Raw genomic sequence first — 21,006 nt, forward strand, 5'->3', positions numbered from 1 at the left:
GCACCATCACGCCCGCCCCGACCCAGACCGCAATCTCGTCCACGGACATCGAGGCGATCATCCGCGGACGGCACGGCAACCCGTTTTCCGTCCTCGGCATGTTCGGCGGCGGCCAGGAGCCGGTCGTCGTCAACGTGTTCGCGCCCGACGCGGCGACCGTCGAGGTTCTCGACGATGCCACCGGAGAGCGCGTCGCCACCCTCGACCGGGTTCATCCCGAAGGCTTCTTCTCCGGCACCGTCGACGGTCGGAGGGACCGGTTCGCCTACCGGCTCGCCCTGTCGAGCCGCGACCACCGGTGGGAGCGCCAGGACCCCTACCGCTTCGGCCCGATGCTCGGCGAACTCGACGAGTATCTGCTCGGCGAGGGCCGGCACCTCGACCTCTATCAGCGGCTCGGCGCCCACCCCACGACGGTCGAAGGCGTCGAAGGGGTCAGCTTCGCCGTCTGGGCGCCGAACGCCCGGCGTGTGTCCGTCGTCGGCCACTTCAATGCGTGGGACGGCCGCCGGCACCCCATGCGCAAGCGCTACGGCGTGGGCCTCTGGGAGCTTTTCATTCCTGGGCTCGGCCTAGGCGAGGTTTACAAGTACGAGATCGTCGGCGTGCACGGGGAGACCCTGCCGCTGAAGGCGGACCCGCTCGCCTTTGCCCAGGAGAACCCGCCGGCCACGGCCTCGGTCGTCTGCGGCCAGCATGGCCATCGCTGGCAGGACGCGGACTGGCTGGCGCGACGCGCCGACCATCAGTCCCTGTCGGCGCCGGTCTCCATCTACGAGGTGCATCTGGGCTCCTGGCGGCGCGGCGGCTCGGGCGAGGCGCTCGACTACGACCAGCTCGCCGAGATGCTGGCCGACTACTGCACCGACATGGGCTTCACCCATGTGGAGCTTCTTCCGATCACCGAGCATCCGTTCACCGGGTCATGGGGCTACCAGCCGATCGGCATGTTCGCGCCGACGCGGCGCTTCGGCCCGCCGGAAGCCTTCGCGCGGTTCGTGGACCGGCTGCACCAGTCCAACATCGGCGTCGTCACCGACTGGGTCCCGGCGCACTTTCCCTCCGACGCCCACGGGCTTGTGCGCTTCGACGGCACGGCGCTCTACGAGCACGAGGACCCGCGCCTGGGATTCCACAAGGACTGGAACACGCTGATCTACAATTACGGCCGGCTGGAAGTGGCGAACTTCCTCCAGTCGAGCGCGCTCTACTGGCTCGAGCAGTTCCACATCGATGCGCTCCGCGTCGATGCGGTCGCGTCCATGCTCTATCTCGACTATTCCCGCGAGGACGGCGAATGGCTGCCGAACCGGTACGGCGGCAACGAGAACCTGGATGCGATCGCGTTCCTGAAAGAGATGAACACGCGGATCTATGAGCGCGTGCCCGGAGCCCAGACCATGGCGGAGGAATCGACCGCATGGCCGGGGGTCAGCCGGCCGGTCGACATGGGCGGCCTCGGCTTCGGCTACAAGTGGAACATGGGCTGGATGCACGACACGCTCGATTATATGAGCCTCGATCCGGTCTACCGGAAACACAACCACGACCGGATGACCTTCGGCATCCACTACGGTTTCACCGAGAATTTCGTGCTTCCGCTCTCCCATGACGAGGTGGTGCACGGAAAAGGCTCCATGCTCCGCAAGATGCCCGGTGACCGCTGGCAGAAGTTCGCCAACCTGCGCGCCTACTACGGCTTCATGTGGACCCACCCGGGCAAGAAGCTTTTGTTCATGGGCGGCGAGTTCGGCCAGGACCGGGAGTGGAACCACAACCAGTCCCTCGACTGGCATCTGCTCGCCGAGCACGACCATGCCGGGCTGCAGGCGCTGGTGCGCGACCTCAACCATCTCTACCGGACGGAACCGGCCCTGCACGAACTCGACTGCGATCCGGCCGGCTTCGAATGGATCGAGGCGGGTGACGCGGAAAACAGCGTGTTCGTGTATCTGAGGCGCGCGCGCAGCGATGCCCGGCCGCTGCTGGTGGTCTGCAACATGACGCCGGTGGTGCGGGAGGACTACCGCATCGGCGTGCCCCAGGCCGGAGCATGGCGGGAGATCCTGAACAGCGATGCGGAACGCTATGGCGGGTCCGGCGTTCACAACGGCGGCGCGGTCCGGACCGAGGACATGGGGTGGCACAACCGCCCCTCCACGATCCGGCTGACCCTGCCGCCGCTCGGCACCGTGGTGCTGGCGCCGGACCTCTGACCTCGGGACACCTCGCTCCATGGCTAAAACGCGGCACACGGTCCAGGCGGGATCTCCCTTTCCGCTGGGAGCGCACTGGGACGGTTCGGGCGTCAACTTCGCCCTGTTCTCCGCCAACGCAACCAAGGTGGAGCTCTGCCTGTTCGACCGGACCGGTCGCCGCGAGATCGAACGGGTGCCGCTGCCGGAATATTCCAACGAGGTCTGGCACGGCTACCTGCCCGAGGTGCGCCCCGGTCAGCTCTACGGCTACCGGGTGCACGGCCCCTACGAGCCGAAGGCCGGCCACCGCTTCAATCCGAACAAACTGCTGATCGACCCCTATGCGCTGGCGCTGCACGGCGAGATCCGGTGGCACGACGCCCTGTTCGGCTACCGGATCGGCCATCAGCGCGGGGACCTGTCCTTCGACCGGCGCGACTCCGCCTTCGTCATGCCGAAGTGCGTGGTCGTCGACCCGGCCGTGACCTGGGGGCAGGATCTGCGCCCGAACGTGCCCTGGTCCCAGACCATCGTCTACGAGGCCCACGTGAAGGGCATGACCGCCCTCAAGGGCGATCTGCCGGAGCACCTCCGCGGCACGTTCGAGGGGCTCGCCGATCCCGGGGTCGTGGACCATCTGGTCGACCTCGGCGTGACCGCCGTCGAGCTGATGCCGGTCCAGTCCTTCTTCGACGACCGCTACCTGATAGAGCGCGGGCTTTCAAACTACTGGGGCTACAACACGATCGGGTTCTTCGCCCCGGCCACGCGCTATCTCTCCCGCGGCGGGAATATCCACGAATTCAAGCTGATGGTGCGCCGGCTGCACGAGGCGGGCATCGAGGTGCTGCTCGACGTGGTCTACAACCACACCGCCGAGGGCAACGAGATGGGTCCGACGCTGTCCTTCCGCGGCATCGACAACGCCAGCTACTATCTGCTCGCCGACGACCCGCGCTACTATTTCGACACCACCGGCTGCGGCAACACCGTCGATCTCAGGCACCAGCGCGTGCTGCAGATGGTGATGGATTCCCTGCGCTACTGGGTCGAGCAGTGCCATGTCGACGGCTTCCGCTTCGACCTGGCGAGTTCCCTCGGCCGCGACCGCGACACGTTCGACCAGAACGCCGTCTTCTTCGATGCCGTGCACCAGGATCCGGTGCTGTCACGGGTGAAGCTGATCGCCGAGCCCTGGGATACCGGACCCGACGGCTACCAGGTCGGCAACTTCCCGCCCGGCTGGGCGGAATGGAACGACAAGTACCGCGACACCGTCCGGGCCTACTGGAAGGGCGACGAGGGCATGCTGCCGACGCTGGCCGACTGCCTGCTCGGATCATCGGGGTTCTTCGAGAACCGCGGCCGGCGGCCCTGGTCCAGCGTCAACTTCGTGACCGCCCACGACGGGTTCACGCTGGCCGACGTGGTCAGCTACAACGACAAGCACAACGAGGCGAACCGCGAGGACAACCAGGACGGCCATTCGCACAATCTCAGCTACAACTGGGGCGCCGAAGGCCCGACCGACGATCCGGAGATCCTGCAGTGGCGCGATCGGGCGCGCCGCAACATGGCCGCGACGGTGCTTCTCTCCCAGGGCACGCCGATGATGCTGATGGGCGACGAGATCGGCCGCACCCAGTCCGGCAACAACAACGCCTACTGCCAGGACACGGAAATGAACTGGCTCGGCTGGAATGTGGAGGATCCGCGCCAGTTGGACTTCAAGGCCTTCGTGCGCACCGTGATCGCGATCCGGCGCAGCCGTACCCTGCTCGCCCAGGACCGCTTCCTGCACGAAGACCCCGATCCGCGCACCGGCGCATGGGCGCGGTGGAGCCGGCCCGATGGCGGTGCGATGGAGCCGGAGAACTGGGAAGATCAGCACTCCCGGTCGATCGCGCTTCATCTGTCCAACGCGACGGAGAGCCTGCTCCTCATCCTGAATGCGCACCACGAACCCCTGACCTTCGCGCTTCCCGAACCGATGGGCCGGGGCTGGGGCACACTGATCGACACCGCCTCGGGCCATGCCGCAACCCGGTTCGACGAGGTGCACGCGGGCAGCGAGATCGAAGCACCTGCCCGCGGTCTGCTGCTGCTTGAGAGTTCCGAATGACAGCCGACTCACGTGACGACCGACGCCGCTTCGAGAAGACGTGGGGGGCGGAGCTGCTGGCCGAGGGCGGCGCCCGCTTTCGCCTGTGGGCACCCGGCGAGACGCAGGTGGCGGTGCGGCTGGACGACACCACCGAAGCGCCTATGACTCCCGGCGACGACGGCTGGTTCGAGCTGGTCCTGCAGGACGCCAGGCCCGGCGACCATTACGCGTTCGTGCTGGGCGACGGGTTCACCGTTCCGGACCCGGCGGCCCGGGCTCAGGCGGGCGACGTGCACGGTCCCTCGGTGATCGTCGATCCCGGCGCCCACCGCTGGGCCCATCCGGAGTGGACGGGCCGTCCCTGGCCGGAAGCAGTGATCTACGAGCTGCATCTCGGCACGTTCACGCCGGGCGGTACGTTCCTGAGCGCGATCGACCGGCTGCCGCATCTGGTCGAAACCGGCATCACCGCCGTCGAGATCATGCCGGTCGCCCAGTTCTCCGGTAACCGCGGCTGGGGCTATGACGGCGTCCTGCCCTATGCGGTTCATCCGGCCTACGGCACGCCGGACGACTTCAAGGCGTTCGTCGATGCCGCCCACGGCCATGGCCTGATGGTGCTGCTCGACGTCGTCTACAACCATTTCGGGCCGGAGGGGAATTATCTCGGCCGCTACGCGCCGGCGTTCTTCCATCCCGAACGGCACACGCCCTGGGGCGCGGCGATCGCCTACGAGCGGCCGCCCGTGCGCAGTTTCTTCGTCGAGAACGCGCTCTACTGGCTGGAGGAATACCATCTCGACGGCCTCCGCCTCGACGCGATCGACCACGTGGTCGACGAGCTGTCGGAAACGGAGCTTCTGGTGGAGATCGCCGACCGCGTGCGCGAGACCATCACCGGCCGCGAGATCCATCTGACCACCGAGGACAACCGCAACATCACCCGCCTCCACGAACGCGGCGACGACGGCTCCGTCGTGCGCTACACGGCCGAGTGGAACGACGATTTCCACAACGCCGCCCACGTCATCGCGACCGCCGAGAGCGACGGCTACTACGCGGATTTCGCCGAGGACCATTTGGGCAAATTCGCCCGCTCGCTGGCGGAAGGCTTCGCCTATCAGGGAGAACCGTCCAAGCATGGCGGCGGAGCACCGAGGGGCGTGCCGAGCGGACACCTGCCGCCGACCGCGTTCGTCGACTTCCTGCAGAACCACGACCAGACCGGAAACCGGGCCTTCGGCGAGCGCCTGCTGGATCTGTCGGAGCGCGCAACGGTGCAGGCTCTGACGGCGATCCTCGCCCTGTCGCCGCACATTCCGCTCCTGTTCATGGGCGAGGAGTACGGCGAGACCCGCCCCTTCGCCTTCTTCACCGACTTTCACGGCGAGTTGGCCGACGCCGTGCGCCAAGGCCGCCGGCGCGAGTTCGCCGCGTTCATCGGCTTTCAGGGCGACGAGCGGTCGCTGCAGGACATACCCGACCCGAACGCGGCGAGCACGTTCGAGATCTCGTCGCTGGACTGGGCGAAGCTGGAGAGCGACGAAGGCCGCGCCTGGCACGGGTTCGTGCGCGATCTTCTCAGCCTTCGCCAGCGCGAGATCGTGCCGATGCTGGCCGACGCCCCCGCCCACTGCGGTCGGGTCATCACCGCGGCAGACGGCGTCCTCGCCATCGACTGGACGCTTGCCGGCGGCGTTCTCGAACTGCGGGCCAATCTGTCGGAAGCGCGCAAGCCGGCTCCTACGTTCGCCGGCAACCCGATCCATACGCTCGGCGTCGAAGCGGGCGAGGAGCGCGGGGACACGCTGCCCGCCCATTCGGTCGTCTTCTCGATCAGCCGCGGAGGGCCGGCGGGGAAGGACCGATGAGACCCATCGACCGTCTCGCAGACCGCTACGGCATCGCGCGCTTCTATGTCGGGCCGGACGGCGCGCAGGTGCCGGTGCCGGACGACACCACCCACCGCATCCTCGCCGCCCTCGGCGTCGAGACCGACAGCGAGGCCGCGATCGAGCGGGCGCTCGAACGCTCGGCCGGGCGCGAGCAGCCGAAGCTGGACGCGCAGGGCCACCGTGCCTATCTGCCCGACTGGCTGGAGACCGGCGGCCGCTGCTGGGGCATCGTGCTCCAGCTTTACGAGCTGCGCTCGGCCCGCAATCTCGGCATCGGGGACTTCGCGGATCTGGCAACGGCCTGCCGGATCGCGGCGCGCGACGGTGCGGACTTCGTCGGCACCAATCCGCTGAACGCGCTGTTCCTCGCCGCACCTGACCGCTGCAGCCCGTTCTCGCCCTCCAACCGGCGCTTTCTCAATCCGGTCTACATCGCCGTCGACCAGGTCGAGGGGTTCGACCCATCGATGTTGAAGGCCGAGGAGGTCGAGCGCCTGAGAGCCGCCCCGCTCGTCGACTACGAAGGCGTGATCTCGCTGAAATACCGGTTGCTGAAGCGGCTCTTCGACCAGTGGCCGGGGACGATCCGGGACACCAGATCGCCGACCCAGTCCGCAAGTTCCGCCTTCCACCAGTTCGTGCACGAAGGGGGCGAAGCGCTCTACCGGCACGCCCTGTTCGAAACGCTCTCGATCCGCATGGTGGAGAGCGGCCACGGTGCGGGCTGGCATGAGTGGCCCGAAGAATATCGCGACCCGGCCGGCGCCACGGTGGCCCGGTTCGCCGAACGAAACGCACGGGAGATCGACTTCCACGCCTGGCTGCAATGGCTGGCCCACAGCCAGCTCGCCGAAGCCGAAGCCGCCGCCCACGAGGCCGGCATGCGCATCGGCCTCTATCTCGACTTCGCCGTCGGCGAGGCGCCGGACGGGTCCGCCACGTGGAGCTATCCCGAGCTGGCCCTGTCGGACATGTCGATCGGCGCCCCGCCGGACATCTTCACGGCGGGCGGTCAGAACTGGGGGCTCGCGCCGCTGTCGCCGGCCGCCCTGGAAGCGGCCGACTTCGCGCCCTGGCGCGCCACCATGGAAGCGCTGATGTCGACGGCCGGCGCGCTGCGGCTCGATCACGTCATGGCGCTCTGGCAGCTGTTCTACGTGCCGCGCGACGGCGTCCCGGTCGACGGCGCCCATGTGCGCTACCCGATTGCCGGGCTGCTGGAGGTTCTCGCCGACGTTTCCAACCGCCACCGGACCGTGGTGGTCGGCGAAGACCTGGGCTACGTGCCGGAGGGATTCGGCGCGGTGATGGAGGTGGCCCGCATCCTCTCCTACCGGATCCTTTATTTCGAGGGGTCAGATGGCCGGTTCCGGCCGGCCGAGCACTATCCCCGGCTCGCGCTCGCCTGCCTGTCGACCCACGATTTGCCAACCTTCGCCGGCTGGTGGCGGGGCGACGACGTGCCTCTGCGCCTGGAACAGGCGCTGATCGACGAGACCGCCGCCGCCGGACAGGCAGACGCCCGGACCCGGGAACGCGAGGCCCTGGTCGATGCCCTGACTGAGGCCGGCGTGCTGACGGGTCGGGACGCGGACGCCGCGCGGGCGGCGGCCCGGGCACCGACGGGCGAGATCCCCGAGACGCTCACGGTGGCAGTGCACCGGTTCGTCGCCCGCACCCCGTCGATGCTGGCGGCCGTGCGTCTCGCCGACCTGACCGGAGAGCGGGAGCCGACCAATCTGCCAGGCACCCTCGACAGCTATCCGAACTGGCGTCCCAAATCGTCGGTGCCGCTGGAAGAGCTGGCGACCCATCCCCTTTATCGGGCCGTCGTCTCGGCGGTCGCGGAGGAAAGGCCCAAGCCATGACCGCCGTCACCGCGACCTACCGGCTCCAGTTCCGCAACGGCATGACGTTCGACACGGCGATCGGGGTCGTCCCGACCCTGAAGCGTCTCGGCATCAGCCATCTCTATGCCTCGCCGATCTTCACGGCGGTCACCGGCTCGACCCACGGCTACGACGTCACCGACTTCAACGAGATCGATCCGGCGCTCGGCGGCCGGGAAGGCCTCGACAGATTGGTGGCCGCCCTGAAGGACGCCGGCCTGGGCCTTATCCTCGACATCGTTCCCAACCACATGGCGGCGTCGCTGGAAAACGGCTGGTGGCACAGCGTGATCGAATGGGGCCCGGCGAGCCCTTATGCCGGCCATTTCGACGTCAACTGGCGCGAACGGCTGACGCTTCCCTTTCTCGGCGGCACCTTCGACGACGTGCTCGCCGCCGGCGATCTGAAGGTGGTGTTCAACGAGGCGCACGGCTGCCTGACGCTCGCCTATTTCGACACTTTCTACCCGCTGACGCCGTCGAGCTACGAGATCGTGACGGCGGCCGCCGATGAGCCGTTGCTGACGGAAGTGGCCGCGATCGCCGCCCGGGCCACGCCCGACGACGCGGACCGGATGCATGGCGAGATCCGCCGGCTGCTGGCCGAGCCGGAGGCCCGCCGCAGCGTTCAGGCGGCGCTGGACCGGGTATCGGCGAACCGGGACCTGCTCTCCACCCTGCACGATGCCCAGCCCTGGCGACTGATGTTCTGGCAGGAGGCGAGCCGGCATCTCTCCTATCGCCGCTTCTTCGAGATCACCGGGCTGGTCGGCGTCCGCGTCGACGACGCCCACGTCTTCGAGGACGCCCACCGCCTGATCCTCGACCTCGTCCGTTCGGGGACGGTGGACGGCCTCAGGATCGACCACGTCGACGGCCTCGCCGACCCGACCGGCTATCTCGCGCGCCTCAGGGAGCGGGTCGGGCCAGACACTTGGCTGGTCGTGGAGAAGATCCTGGAAGGCGACGAGGCGCTGCCGGCCGAGTGGCCGATCGCGGGAACGACCGGCTACGAGTTCATCACGTCGCTCGCCGAAACGCTGACCGACGCCGACGGCGCCCAGGGTCTGGACCGGGCGTACCGCGATGCGCTGGGGACCCCGGTCTCCCTCGACGACGAGCGCCGGGCCGCCAAGACGCTGATGGCCACGCGGAATTTCGCCGGCGAAGTCACCCGGCTCACCGACCTCCTCTTCGAGGTCGCCGAGACCGAGCGCCCGGACGACATGCCGGCCGAAACCACGCTCCAGGCCGCGATCGTCGCACTCGTCACGGCCTTTCCGGTCTACCGCACCTATGGCAACGCCGCCGGCATGGCGGACGCCGACCGCACGCTGCTCGAGACCGTCGCGACGGCGGCGCGCGGGCAGGATCCCGCGCCGGACGGCGCAGCGCTCGATCTGGCCGTCGCGGCACTCCTCGGCGACCTCGGGGAGGAGGCGCGCGAAACCGCCGTCCGCTTCCGCACCCTCTTCCAGCAGCTGACCGGCCCGGTGATGGCGAAGGCGATCGAGGACACGCTGTTCTACCGCTTCAACCGGCTGATCGCGGTCAATGAGGTCGGCGGCGATCCGGACGATGCGTTCGCACCGGCGAGCGCCTTTCACGGCCGCATGGCGGAACGGGTCGCGGCCCAGCCGCGCGGGCTTCTCGGCACCGCCACCCACGACACCAAGCGCGGCGAGGATGCCCGCGCCCGCCTCTACGCGCTGAGCGAGGCGCCCGAGACCTGGCGGGACGCAGTGGCGCGCTGGCGGCGGCACAACTCCAACCATGTGGTGGAGCTCGCGGACGGACCGGCGCCGGACCCGAACACGGAGTGGTTGATCTATCAGGCACTCGCCGGCGCCTTTCCGGAAGACCTGCCGACCGACCCGGCTGCGCTGACGGCACTCGCCGATCGTTTCGCCGGCTATCTTGAGAAGGCGATGCGCGAGGCGAAGGCTCGGACCAGCTGGACCGAGGTCGATGGCGCCTACGAACAGGCGGTGCAGGCCTACGCGGCACGGCTGCTGTCGCCGGACAACACCGGCTTCCTGTCCGACTTCACCGAAACCCTGAAGCCGTTCGTGGCGGCAGGCCGCATCAACAGCCTGGCCCAGACCCTGATCAAGATGACCGCGCCGGGCATTCCCGACATCTATCAGGGCACCGAGCGCGGCGATTTCAGCCTGGTCGATCCCGACAACCGGCGGCCGGTGGACTTCGCCCGTCTCGACGAAACGCTCGACGCCTCGCTACCGGCGTGGCCCGCGGAAGGCTGCCCGCCCCTCGGCGCCATCAAGCCCCACCTGATCCGGACCGGCCTGTCCCACCGACACGCCCGGCCGGACCTGTTCACGACCGGAGCCTATTCCCCGCTCGCCGTCGACGGGGCGCGACGCGATCACCTGATCGCGTTTGCCCGGACCGACGGGCGGGACACGGCCGTCACCCTCGTCCCCCGCCTGCCGCTGGCGCTCCTTCGGGAACGGCCCGATCTCCGGGATCCGGCGCTGTGGACCGACACCTCGGTGAGGCTGCCCGACGCCGGCCGCCTCACCGACGCCTTCAGCGACGCGCGGGCATCGGGCGGCAGTGCCGTGTCCGTGGCGACCCTGTTCGCCCGTTATCCGTTCGCAATGCTGACCAGCTATGCAGCCGATGGATAGCTTATCGGCTTGATTATGCTGCGATGCAGCATAAGCTGGAAAGAAGCAGTTTCGGACGGTTTACGTCCCACTCCCAGAGCATTCCCCGCCCGGACCGGATCGGTCCGCACGGCGGCGATTGCAGAGATTTCGATCCGGAGCCCTTTCCGTCGATCAGGCGGTCCGACCTGACCGGAGGCTCTCGTCAGGGCCTGTCAGCGTTTCACGGAAGCGCCGATCGGCTCCAACCCATTGTTTAACGCATGTCCGGTTGGCCAACCGGTTTCCGCTTGGCCTGGGCGTGCTCTCGCGAACGGTCCCATCATGAGCCTTGCCGACAGCGGCGCGCGGTCGCCGACACGTCTTCCCCTCCTGGCCCTCGCACTCGCCTCGTTCGGCATCGGAACGACCGAGTTCGTGATCATGGGGCTGCTTCCGAGCGTCGCGAGCGATCTTGCCGTGACGATCCCCCAGGCCGGCCTGCTGGTGACGGGCTACGCGCTGAGCGTCACCTTCGGCTCCCCGTTCCTCGCCATCGCGACCGCCCGGCTCGACCGGCGCTGGACCCTCCTGCTGCTGATGGGGGTCTTCATCGCCGGCAACGTTCTGTGCGCGATCGCCACGGATTACTGGCTGCTGATGGGTGCCCGGGTCGCGACCGCGCTCTGCCATGGCGCGTTCTTCGGGCTCGGAGCGGTCGTCGCATCCACGCTGGTCGCACCGCACAAGCGCGCCCAGGCGATCGCCATGATGTTCGCGGGCCTGACGCTGGCCAACGTTCTCGGCGTGCCGTTCGGAACCGCCCTCGGCGAAGCGCTCGGCTGGCGCACCACCTTCTGGGCGGTCTCCGGCATCGGCGTCGCCGCCGCGCTGGCGCTCTACGCCTGGCTTCCGCGCGACATTCCCGTTCCCAAGGTCGCCTTCCTGCAGGAGGCGAAATCGATCACCAGCCGGCAGGTGGTGCTGGCCATGGCGATCAGCGTGCTCGCATCGGCGAGCCTGTTCAGCGTGTTCACCTATATCGCGCCGATCCTGCAGAACGTGACCGGCCTGTCGCCCCACGCCATCACGATCATGCTCCTGATCTTCGGCGTCGGCCTGACCGCGGGCAACTTCATCGGAGGGAGGCTCGGCGACTGGCGACTGATGCCGTCGGTCATCGGGATCTTCTGCGTGCTGATGCCGGTGCTGGCGGTGTTCGCCTTCACCAGCCATTTCACCCTGCCGGCGGCGGTCACGCTCTTTATCTGGGGCGCGCTGGCCTTCGCGCTCGTCTCGCCGCTGCAGATGCGGGTGGTGACCCAGGCCTCCGACGCGCCGAACCTGGCCTCGACCATCAACCAGGGCGCCTTCAATCTCGGCAACGCCATCGGCGCCTGGGCCGGCGGCGTCGGCATCACCTGGGGCATGGCCTACGACCAGCTTCCCTATATGGGCGTGTCGCTCGCCTTCGCCGGCCTCGTGCTCGCGCTGGTCTCCTTTCGGCTCGACGCGGTGCGGGAGACCTCCGCCCGGCCTGTCGCGGCCGAACCCGACTGCGCGCCGACCTGACCGCGCACCGGCCGGTCACAACTGCTTGTCATCCGGCCGGAAGTCGTCCCTGAGCATCTGCGTGCCGCTCTCTCGCAATCCCGGGTGGCGGTGACGGGCCTAGCCTTTCTTCTGCGGAGTGAGGAAACGCCGACAGGAGAGGGCCGAAGATGCTCGATGTCACCACAACCAGCTCGGGCGAACGCGCCCACCCCAACGTGCCGACGGTCGATCAGGCCGACCGCACCGTCCCGATCAACCTGCGCCAGTCGGGACCCACCCCGGTCCAGATGCTGATTTCCACCCGGGTGCGGAAATCGCCGTTCTGGCACCTGTCGGTCGAGGCCGGCGCCTGGCGCGCGACGGTCTACAACCGCATGTACCATCCGCGCGGCTACGTCCGTCCCGAGGACGGCGGCGCGATGGCGGAATACGACGCGCTCATCAATCGCGTCACGCTCTGGAACGTTGCGGTGGAGCGGCAGATCCGGGTGATGGGGCCGGACGCGGAGGCCTTCGTCGACTTCGTGATCACCCGCGACGCGACCAAGATCAAACCGATGCACGGCAAGTACTGCATCCTGTGCAACGAGGCCGGCGGCATCCTCAACGATCCCGTGCTTCTGCGGCTGTCCAGCGAGGAATTCTGGTTCTCCATCTCCGATTCCGACCTGATGTTCTGGCTTCAGGGCGTGAACGTGGGCCGCCGGTTCGATGTGGACATCGCCGAGATCGACGTGGCGCCGCTGCAGATCCAGGGGCCGCTGTCGGCAGACCTGATGGCCGCCGTCGTCGGCGAGGAGGTGCGCGAGATCCCCTATTACGGGCTGATGGAGGCGGAGATCGCGGGCTGCTCGGTGGTGGTCAGCCAGACCGGCTTCACCGGCGAAAAAGGCTACGAGGTCTATGTCCGCGACGCGACACTGAACGCGGAAGCGGTCTGGTACGCCATCCGGGGGGCCGGGGCGAGCTTCGGGCTGCGCGTGATCGCGCCGGCCCATCATCGCCGCATCGCCGCCGGCATCCTGTCCTGGGGGCAGGACCTCGACGCCGAAACCTCGCCCTTCCAGGTCAACCTCGCCTATCAGGTTCCGCGCAAGAAGGCCGGCGACTATATCGGCAAGACCGAGCTGGAGCGCCAGCGCAGCCTGATCGACGCGGGCGACTATCCGTTCCGCCAGAAGCTCGTCGGCATGAAGCTCGGCGGCACGCCGATCACCGACTATGCGCCGGACTTCTGGCTTATCGACGACATCGACGGAAACCGCGTCGGCTACGTCACGTCGCCCTGGTGGTCGCCGGAGCTGGAGACCAACATCGCCCTCGGCTACGTGCCGGTGGAGATGTCGACCATCGGAACCCAGCTGAAGGTGGAGCTGCCGGAAGCCTACAGCGAAACCTCGGGCCAGTCGGTCGACGCGGTGGTCTGCGAGGTGCCGTTCCGGCCATCGGTGAACCCGAGCGCCCGGGAGCGGGCGGTCGCCGCCGGCCGGGACTGGGCAGACTAGTCCACCCGACAGACGAGACCGGTCAGATCCCCGCCGGATCCTGGCCGGCCTCCTGAAGCTCCCTCAGAAGCAGGCGCGCCGCCGGCAGCATCGTTCCGGTGGCGCGCCGCGCGATGGCCAGCCGCCTCTCCCACGAGGCCGCTTCCAGCGGCACGGGCGCCATCAGCCCCTCCCGCTCCTCGATGGCGAACACCACCCGCGTCATCATGGTGAGATAGTCGTCGTTGAGCACCATCGACTTCAGCACCAGCACCGAATTGGAGGAGACGGCCGGGACCGGCGGTTCCATGTAGGCGCGGTTGAAGAGCGCGTGGAAGCCGTACCAGATGACGTTGCCCTTCTCCGGCAAAGCCCAGGGATAGGCCCGCAGGTCGTCGATGGTCAGGTCGCGCTTCGACATCAACGGATGACCGCTGCGCGCAGCCACACAGACGCCCTCCATGCCGAGCGGTGTGACGGAGACGGTGTGGTCGGAGGGATCGTGGGGCATCCCGACGACGGCGAAGTCCACCTCGCCGCGCGACACGGCCGCAATCATATGGTCGCCGGATCCTTCAACCACCCGGACCTGGATGCCCGGAGACTGGCGGCGGGCCCGCTCCAGCGCCCGCGGCAGGAGCGTCTGGGCGACGCTTGGCACGATGCCGAGCCGGACCAGACCCGTCGCCGCCCCGTTGAGAAGCTTGATCTCCTCGACGACCCGGTCGGATTCGAACTCCATCAGCTCCGCATAATCGCGCAGCACCCGGGCAAAGCGGGTCGGCTCCATGCCGGTGGAATGCCGCACGAACAGCGGAACCCCGAGCCGGTCCTCCAGGCGTTTCAGCGACCGGCTGAGCGCAGGCTGGGTCATACCCTGGGACTGGGCGGCCGAATTGATGCTGCCCAGCCGCATGATGCTCAAGAAAGCAGCAAGCTCTCGCGGGTTCAAAGTCATTACAAAACGGTATAGCAGCAGCTTCGAAATGCAATAGTGGGCGCCATAGGCCCATCCTAAGCTGGCGGGATGGTCCGCACCACGAACCTGCTCAGCTCCAGCGCTTCCGCAGCTTGCGCCGCGGTTCAACCAATCGGCCGGCGCGGAAACGCGGTCGGCCCTGGCAACCTCCGGACCCGGGCCTTTATGCCCAGAATGACAGGGCGCATCCGGGCCATTCACGGTTCGCCGGCCGGAGCCGTCGCGATCGCCGTTCCGGACCACCCTTCATCCAGCCACCCGGCCGCGCCGCTGGCGCGCGTCGCACTCAGGACAGCACGAGGAGCAAGCACACCATGGCGCCACGACTGCGGCATTTCGCGATCTGTGTGGGGGACCTCGACCGCTCCGCCGCCTTCTACGAGAAGGTCTTCGGCTTCAAGAAAGTCGGCCAGGAAACCGTCTCGATCGGCACCGCCTACTATCTCAGCGACGGCGTGATCAACCTGGCGCTGCTCAACTTCTCCGGCGACACCGGATCCGGCGTGGAGAACGCCGCAAGCTTCCTCGGAGCCAACCATTTCGGTGTCCAGGTGGACGACCTGAAGGAGACCCAGCGCCTCATCGAAGAGGCCGGCGGCGAATTCTTCTTCGACCTCGGCGACGAGCGGAAGGGCAACTTCGAGCGCAAGTTCAAGGATCCCGACGGCATCGTCTTCGACATCTCCCATCACGGGTGGCTGGGCACCGACAGCCGCGTCGATCCGCCCGGCGAATAAGCCTCCACCCGCTGGACGGACGGGAGGACATGTCCGTCCAGCGGGAACTTCCGGCGTTCAGAGCGACGCCGGTCTCTTTCGCCGCCTCTCCCCGAAAAGGCCGCAGAGCCCGGAGATGCGGCCAGACCAGCGACCACCTTCCAGAGGGGACCACTGAGATGCAGCACTTCATCAAGGGGATTGCGGCCGTGGCCGTCGCGGCCGGGCTCCTCGTCGCCACGGCGCCGCCGGGCGATGCGGCCGAGGACATCACCTTCCTGTTCCCGGCGCCGGAATTCCTGCCCGCCTTCACGCCCTATCAGCTCGCCAAGGCGAAGGGCTACTACGAGGACGAAGGGATCAACGTCACCTTCCAGGTCGGAAAGGGCGGCGCCGACGTGGCCAAGCAGGTTGCGCTCGGCAACGCCGAACTCGGCAACTCGATCGGCGACACGCCGATCATCGTGCGCGCCAACGGCCTCAAGGTGAAGGACGTCGCCATGCTCGGCGGCAAGGCGCTGACCCAGATCATCATCCGCTCCGAGACCGGTGCCGACGGCATCGACGGCCTGAAGGGCAAGAAGATCGGCGTGATGTCGTTTCAGGACACCACCTACTACAACCTTCTCGGCGCGCTCGCGGCGGTGGGGATGACCAAGGAGGACGTGGAGATCCAGGCCGTCGGCCCGGCCGGCGTGATGCAGCTGATGATCTCCGGCGACCTCGACGCGATCTCCGGGGTTCCGGAGTGGGCGGCGGCGATTCAGGGCGCCGGCGTCGATCTGACCATCCAGCCGATCAACGACCTTTTTCCCGCGACGGCACAGGCGATCGTCGCCTCCGACGACACCATCGCGGACAAGCCTGAACTCGTGGCGGGCTTCGTAAAGGGCACCCTGAAGGCGCTGGAGGAGATTATGACCGATCCCACGGGCGCCTCCACCTATCTGGCGGAGAACGTTCCGGCGTTCGAGGGCAAGCAGGGCATGCTGGAGAACGTGATGAAGCGCTACAACACGCTCGTCTACCCGGTCGCCAGCATGGACGACCTCGGCAAGGTCGACCCGCAGCGCCTCAAGGACGTCCAGGACTTCTATGTCGAGCACGGCATCGTGCGGACGGCGACGCCTCTGGGCGAGCTCTACACCAACGAATTCGTCAACTGAACAATCCGCCGCCCGGCCGCGCGAGCGGGGTCGGGCGGCGCACCGTTTTCCGCGTCACCGGAGCAGACCCATGACACCCACGATCATCGGAGCCGGGATCGGCGGGCTGACCGCCGCGCTGTTCCTGCACAAGCACGGCATCCAGTCGCGCATTTTCGAGCGCGCACCCGACATTCAGGAACTCGGTGTCGGCATCAACCTTCTTCCCCACGCGGTGGCGACCTTTGCCGAGATCGGCATCCTCGACAGGCTGGTTGAGGAAGGCATCTGCCCGGAACACCTCTATTACCGCACCCGGTTCGGCCAGACGGTCTGGGACGAGCCCCGGGGCCTGAAGGCCGACCTGAAGGTTCCCCAGGTCTCCGTCCATCGGGGCAGGCTCCAGCGGGTGCTCTACGACGCCGTGCTGGACCGCCTGCCGGCGGGCGCTGTCAGCCTCGATCGCCGGTTCGAGAGCTATGAAGAGACCGGTGCCGGCGTGACCGCCAGGTTCGAAACCGGCGCCGGCGAGATCGAAACGGTCGAGACCGACATGCTGATCGGCGCCGACGGCATCCATTCGCGTCTGCGCACCCTGCTCTACCCGGACGAGGGCCGGGCGCGCTGGAGCGGACGGATCATGTATCGCGGCACCGCCGACTGGCCGATCTATGACGGCGGACGGACATTCATCATTTCCGGCGGCAACGATGCCCGCCTGGTGCTTTTCCCGATTGCGAAAGGCAAGACCGACGAGACCCTTCTGACCAACTGGGTGCTGGCCTGCCGGGTCGCGGACGACGGGGCTCCCCTCGAGACCCGTCCGAGCTGGCACGACAAGGCCGTGCGCGAGGACGCGCTGAAGGCGCTGTCGCAGTTCACCTTGCCGGAACTGGACATCGTCGCCCTCGGCGAGGCCAGCGACGACATCTGGGAATCGCCGATGTGCGACCGGGACCCGCTGCCGCAGTGGCGGTTCGGCCGCGTGACACTGCTCGGCGACGCGGCCCATCCGATGTATCCCTTCGGCGGCAACGGCGCGGCCCAGGCCGTGCTCGACGCCAAGGCGCTGGCCCAGGCGCTCGACGGGGCGGCGTCGGTCGAAGCCGGTCTCGACGCCTATGAGGCGGCGCGGCGGGAGGCGGTCTACCAGGTCGTCCTCAACAATCGGCAGGGCGGACCGGAACGGGTCATCGACGCCGTGCAGGACAAGGTCGACGGCGTGGTCGACGACATCGACGCGGTCGTTCCATTCGCCGAGCGCGAAGCGATCGTGCGCGGCTACTCAAGGCTCGCGGGCTTCTCCAAGGAGCAGCTCACGCCGGCCTGACACGAACCGACGATGGAGGAGCCGGGAGCGGTTCCTCCGACCTTTTCGGCGGGCGGGTCCCGAGAATCCGAAAACAAATCCGTTGAGCGCTTGGGAGGCGCCGGAAGTTGAGCGAGACCGTCTATCTTCATTACACCCAGGCCGAACTCGATCGCGCCTACAACCAGCGTGTCTGGGCCCAGAACGCGGACGAGCTTCTGGAACGCTGGCGGCAGACGGCGGGCGAGGTCCAGGCCACGCACCCCGGCTATGAAGAGATCGCCTACGGCTCCGGTGCCAACGAGCGGCTCGACCTCTACCGGACGTCCGCCACCCCCGCGCCGATCCACATTCACGTCCACGGCGGCGCATGGCGTTTCCAGACAAAGGACGACGGGGCGCTGGTGGCGCGCGCCATGACCGAGGCCGGTATGCATTTCGTCGTTCCGGAATTCGACAAGCTGCCGGACGTGAGAATGCCGACGATGGTCGAGCAGCTGGTCCGGGTCGTCCAATGGGCCTACCGCAACGCGGACGCGTTCGGCGGCGACCGGGACAGGATCTTGCTGTCGGGCCATTCCTCGGGCGCGCATCTGGCGGCTGTCCTGGCGACCCTCGACTGGACGCGCCACGACCTCCCGGCGGACGTCCTGAGCAGCCTCGTCTGCATCAGCGGCGCCTACGATCTGGAGGCGGTGATGCTGAGCGCCCGGCGCACCTACATCGACCTGTCCGCGGACGAAGTCGACCTGCTGAGCGCGCCCCGGCACGTCTCCGGGATCCGCTGCCCCGTGTGGGTTCTCTACGGGGACGGCGAGACGCCCGAATTCATCCGACAGGCCCATGCCTTCGCCGAAACCCTCTCGACATGCGGCAAGCTCAAGGCCCTGACCGAGGTCGCGGGCTGCAACCACTTCGAGATCTACGAACGGATGTCGGACCCCACGGGCCCGGTCTTTCAGGCGGTCACTGAGGCGACCCGCGCCAGCGAGACGGCCGACTGACCTCAGGCCTTCGATCCGGACGGCTCAAACGGTCGCGGAAACAGGCGTGGTTGCGGCAGGCTGCGCCCCGCCCCGGAGCCTGTCCCGTTCAAACGGACTTGATTTGAACGAGACGGACTTCCTCGGGAGATTGAAGGTCGGCGACATTTCTCGGCGCCCGGGAATTTCTGTTCGAGTAAAAAGAGGCTCTAGACCGTAGCGCGTCTGCGACCCGACGCAGAAAGACGACGACCGGCTCATGGGACCGACGCCGAAACCGAACGAGCGATCCACCCCCCTCCCGGGACACGCCGGACTTTCCCTCGCCCTGGCGGGCCTGGCCCTTCCGGTCCTGGCATTGGCGGCCTGGTCCCAAGGCGGCTGGCGGCTGGCAGCAGCCCTTGCGATCGGCGCCTTCGCGGGCTTCGCCCTCTATCATGCGGCGTTCGGGTTCGCCTCGTCGTGGCGGCTTCTGGTGCGCGAGCGGCGCGGCGAAGGCGTCCGCGCCCAGGCCCTGCTTCTCGTGGCGACCTCCGCGCTGTCCTTCCCGCTGATCGCCTATGGAGCGGGGATCGGGCTGCCGGCCTACGGCTATGTCTTCCCGTTCGGAATCGCGGCCGCGCTCGGCGCCTTCCTGTTCGGCTTCGGCATGCAGCTCGGTGCCGGCTGTGGCTCGGGGACCCTGTTTGCCGTCGGCGGCGGATCGGTCCGGATGCTGGTCACGCTCGCCGCCTTCGTCGCCGGATCCTTCCTGGCCACGGCCCACCTTCCGGCCTGGCACGCGCTGCCTGCCTTTCCAGCGACCAGCCTGATCTCCCGGCTCGGCCCCCTCACCGCCTTCGCCATCACCGCCGCCGCCTGCTGCGCAATCGCCTGGTTCGCCGGCCGACTGGAGAAGGGAAGGCCTTCCGAAGCGCCCCGACGACCGATGGGGTTCGTCTTCCGCGGTCCGTGGTCGACCACGGTGGGCGCGCTCGCGCTGGCTCTGGTCGGCATCGCCACACTGTTGGTCCTGCACCGCCCGTGGGGCATCACGTCGGGCTTCACCCTGTGGGGCGGCAAGATCGCCCACGGACTGGGTGTGCCGATCCAGACCTGGCCCTACTGGTCCGGCCAGATGGAGGCCGTCGAGCGGTCGGTGTTCGCCGACGCCACCTCGGTCATGGATTTCGGCATCATCGCCGGGGCGATGGCCGCCGCCGCACTCGCCGGCCGCTTCGCACCCCACCTGCGAATCGCCCGGCGCGACCTTCTGACCGCCGTCTTCGGTGGGCTGCTCATGGGATACGGCGCCCGCCTCGCCTTCGGCTGCAACATCGGCGGTCTCGTCGGCGGCATCGTCTCGGGTAGCCTGCACGGCTGGGGCTGGCTGCTGTTCGGCTTCCTCGGTTCCGTGGCCGGAACGTTCGCCCGCGTCAGAATCGGCATCGACCCGGCCTTCCCTGCCACGGGACGCGCGGCTACCGACTGACCGTTCCCTCTCCAGGCCGGAGTTCATGCCATGCCGTCACGCACCTTCTCACTGGCGCTCGCTGCTTTCCTGCTCCTCTCTTCGGTGGCCGTCATCCCGGCAAGCGCCCAGTCGGTCGCGCCCCGCGACGGCTGGGTCGTGATCGACACGGAGATGAGCTTCCCCGACCTGGTGGACCGCACCCGGACGGCCATCGCGGAGGCGAAGATGGGTCTCGTCACCCAGGCCAGCGCTTCGGACGGCGCCAGGGGTCAGGGCATCACGATCCCGGGCAACCGGGTGATCGGGGTCTATCGAAACGACTATGCGCGCCGGATGCTCGATGCCTCTATCGCCGCCGGCATCGAAGCGCCGATCCGCTTCTATCTCACGGAAAACCCGGACCAGACCGCAACGCTGTCCTACAAGACGCCGAGCTTTGTGTTCGCGCCGTACATGGATGAGGGCGGCGAGGAGCTGAAAGCCCTGGCCACGGAACTGGACGGCGTCTTCCAGGCGATCGCCGCAGACGCGACAGGCAAGTCCGCCGGCAAATAGGCGCGTCGCCCGGGTCGCGGTTGACATCGCCCCGGCCTGACCGGAGAAAATCGAGGCGGCTGGCGACGCACCGGTCGCGATGCGGTTGAAAAGGGGAACGCCGATGACACCCACCCGAACCACCCGCGGGCGA

The 21,006-nt window shown here is 68.0% G+C and carries 14 protein-coding genes; 13 read left to right on the forward strand and 1 reads right to left on the reverse strand.

Features of this window, described 5'->3' with window-relative positions; all coding sequences use genetic code 11:
• Positions 1-5: 5 nt before the first annotated feature.
• From glgB to J2S73_RS14735, 7 genes are all read left to right on the forward strand, one after another.
• Positions 6-2,216, forward strand: coding sequence for a 1,4-alpha-glucan branching protein GlgB (glgB, locus tag J2S73_RS14705; protein ID WP_370874448.1), 2,211 nt, complete (start codon positions 6-8; stop codon positions 2,214-2,216).
• A 19-nt stretch (positions 2,217-2,235) separates the two neighbouring features.
• Entirely contained in the window at positions 2,236-4,320 is a 2,085-nt protein-coding gene (gene glgX, locus J2S73_RS14710) for a glycogen debranching protein GlgX (protein ID WP_306886367.1), read from the forward strand.
• The gene (gene treZ / locus J2S73_RS14715; RefSeq protein WP_306886368.1) at positions 4,317-6,173 is read left to right on the forward strand and encodes a malto-oligosyltrehalose trehalohydrolase; all 1,857 of its coding nucleotides are present in this window, start codon (positions 4,317-4,319) and stop codon (positions 6,171-6,173) included. The genes glgX and treZ overlap by 4 nt, the downstream gene beginning before the upstream one ends.
• On the forward strand, positions 6,170-8,065 hold the full coding sequence (malQ, locus tag J2S73_RS14720) for a 4-alpha-glucanotransferase (RefSeq protein WP_306886370.1): 1,896 nt from the start codon (positions 6,170-6,172) through the stop codon (positions 8,063-8,065). The genes treZ and malQ overlap by 4 nt, the downstream gene beginning before the upstream one ends.
• Complete coding sequence (treY, locus tag J2S73_RS14725; protein WP_306886371.1) at positions 8,062-10,737, forward strand: malto-oligosyltrehalose synthase; 2,676 nt, start codon at positions 8,062-8,064, stop codon at positions 10,735-10,737. Before malQ ends, treY begins: the two co-directional genes overlap by 4 nt.
• Before the next feature lie 303 nt (positions 10,738-11,040).
• Complete coding sequence (locus J2S73_RS14730; protein ID WP_306886372.1) at positions 11,041-12,267, forward strand: MFS transporter; 1,227 nt, start codon at positions 11,041-11,043, stop codon at positions 12,265-12,267.
• A 149-nt stretch (positions 12,268-12,416) separates the two neighbouring features.
• On the forward strand, positions 12,417-13,754 hold the full coding sequence (locus J2S73_RS14735) for a glycine cleavage T C-terminal barrel domain-containing protein (protein WP_306886373.1): 1,338 nt from the start codon (positions 12,417-12,419) through the stop codon (positions 13,752-13,754).
• A 22-nt stretch (positions 13,755-13,776) separates the two neighbouring features.
• Here the strand turns inward: J2S73_RS14735 and J2S73_RS14740 are convergent, their stop codons facing one another.
• Entirely contained in the window at positions 13,777-14,691 is a 915-nt protein-coding gene (locus J2S73_RS14740) for a LysR family transcriptional regulator (protein WP_306886374.1), read from the reverse strand.
• A gap of 335 nt (positions 14,692-15,026) precedes the next feature.
• Here J2S73_RS14740 and J2S73_RS14745 point away from each other — a divergent pair, with 335 nt between their 5' ends.
• The 6 genes from J2S73_RS14745 (at position 15,027) to J2S73_RS14770 (ending at position 20,873) form a co-directional block, all read left to right on the forward strand.
• Positions 15,027-15,449: a VOC family protein gene (locus J2S73_RS14745; RefSeq protein ID WP_306886375.1), complete on the forward strand. Its 423-nt coding sequence runs from the start codon at positions 15,027-15,029 to the stop codon at positions 15,447-15,449.
• 158 nt (positions 15,450-15,607) lie between these two features.
• Positions 15,608-16,594 carry an ABC transporter substrate-binding protein gene (locus J2S73_RS14750; protein WP_306886376.1) on the forward strand — a complete coding sequence of 329 codons (987 nt, stop codon included), beginning with the start codon at positions 15,608-15,610 and terminating at the stop codon, positions 16,592-16,594.
• Between the two features lie 70 nt (positions 16,595-16,664).
• On the forward strand, positions 16,665-17,903 hold the full coding sequence (locus J2S73_RS14755) for an FAD-dependent monooxygenase (RefSeq protein ID WP_306886377.1): 1,239 nt from the start codon (positions 16,665-16,667) through the stop codon (positions 17,901-17,903).
• Positions 17,904-18,010: 107 nt separating this feature from the next.
• Positions 18,011-18,886 (forward strand): alpha/beta hydrolase, encoded by an 876-nt coding sequence (locus J2S73_RS14760; RefSeq protein ID WP_306886378.1) that lies wholly within the window; start codon positions 18,011-18,013, stop codon positions 18,884-18,886.
• A gap of 238 nt (positions 18,887-19,124) precedes the next feature.
• Complete coding sequence (locus J2S73_RS14765; RefSeq protein WP_306886379.1) at positions 19,125-20,336, forward strand: YeeE/YedE family protein; 1,212 nt, start codon at positions 19,125-19,127, stop codon at positions 20,334-20,336.
• Between the two features lie 30 nt (positions 20,337-20,366).
• Positions 20,367-20,873, forward strand: coding sequence for a DUF302 domain-containing protein (locus J2S73_RS14770; protein WP_306886380.1), 507 nt, complete (start codon positions 20,367-20,369; stop codon positions 20,871-20,873).
• Positions 20,874-21,006: the final 133 nt, after the last annotated feature.

Origin of the sequence: Amorphus orientalis, assembly GCF_030814015.1 — a bacterium.
GTDB lineage: Bacteria > Pseudomonadota > Alphaproteobacteria > Rhizobiales > Amorphaceae > Amorphus > Amorphus orientalis.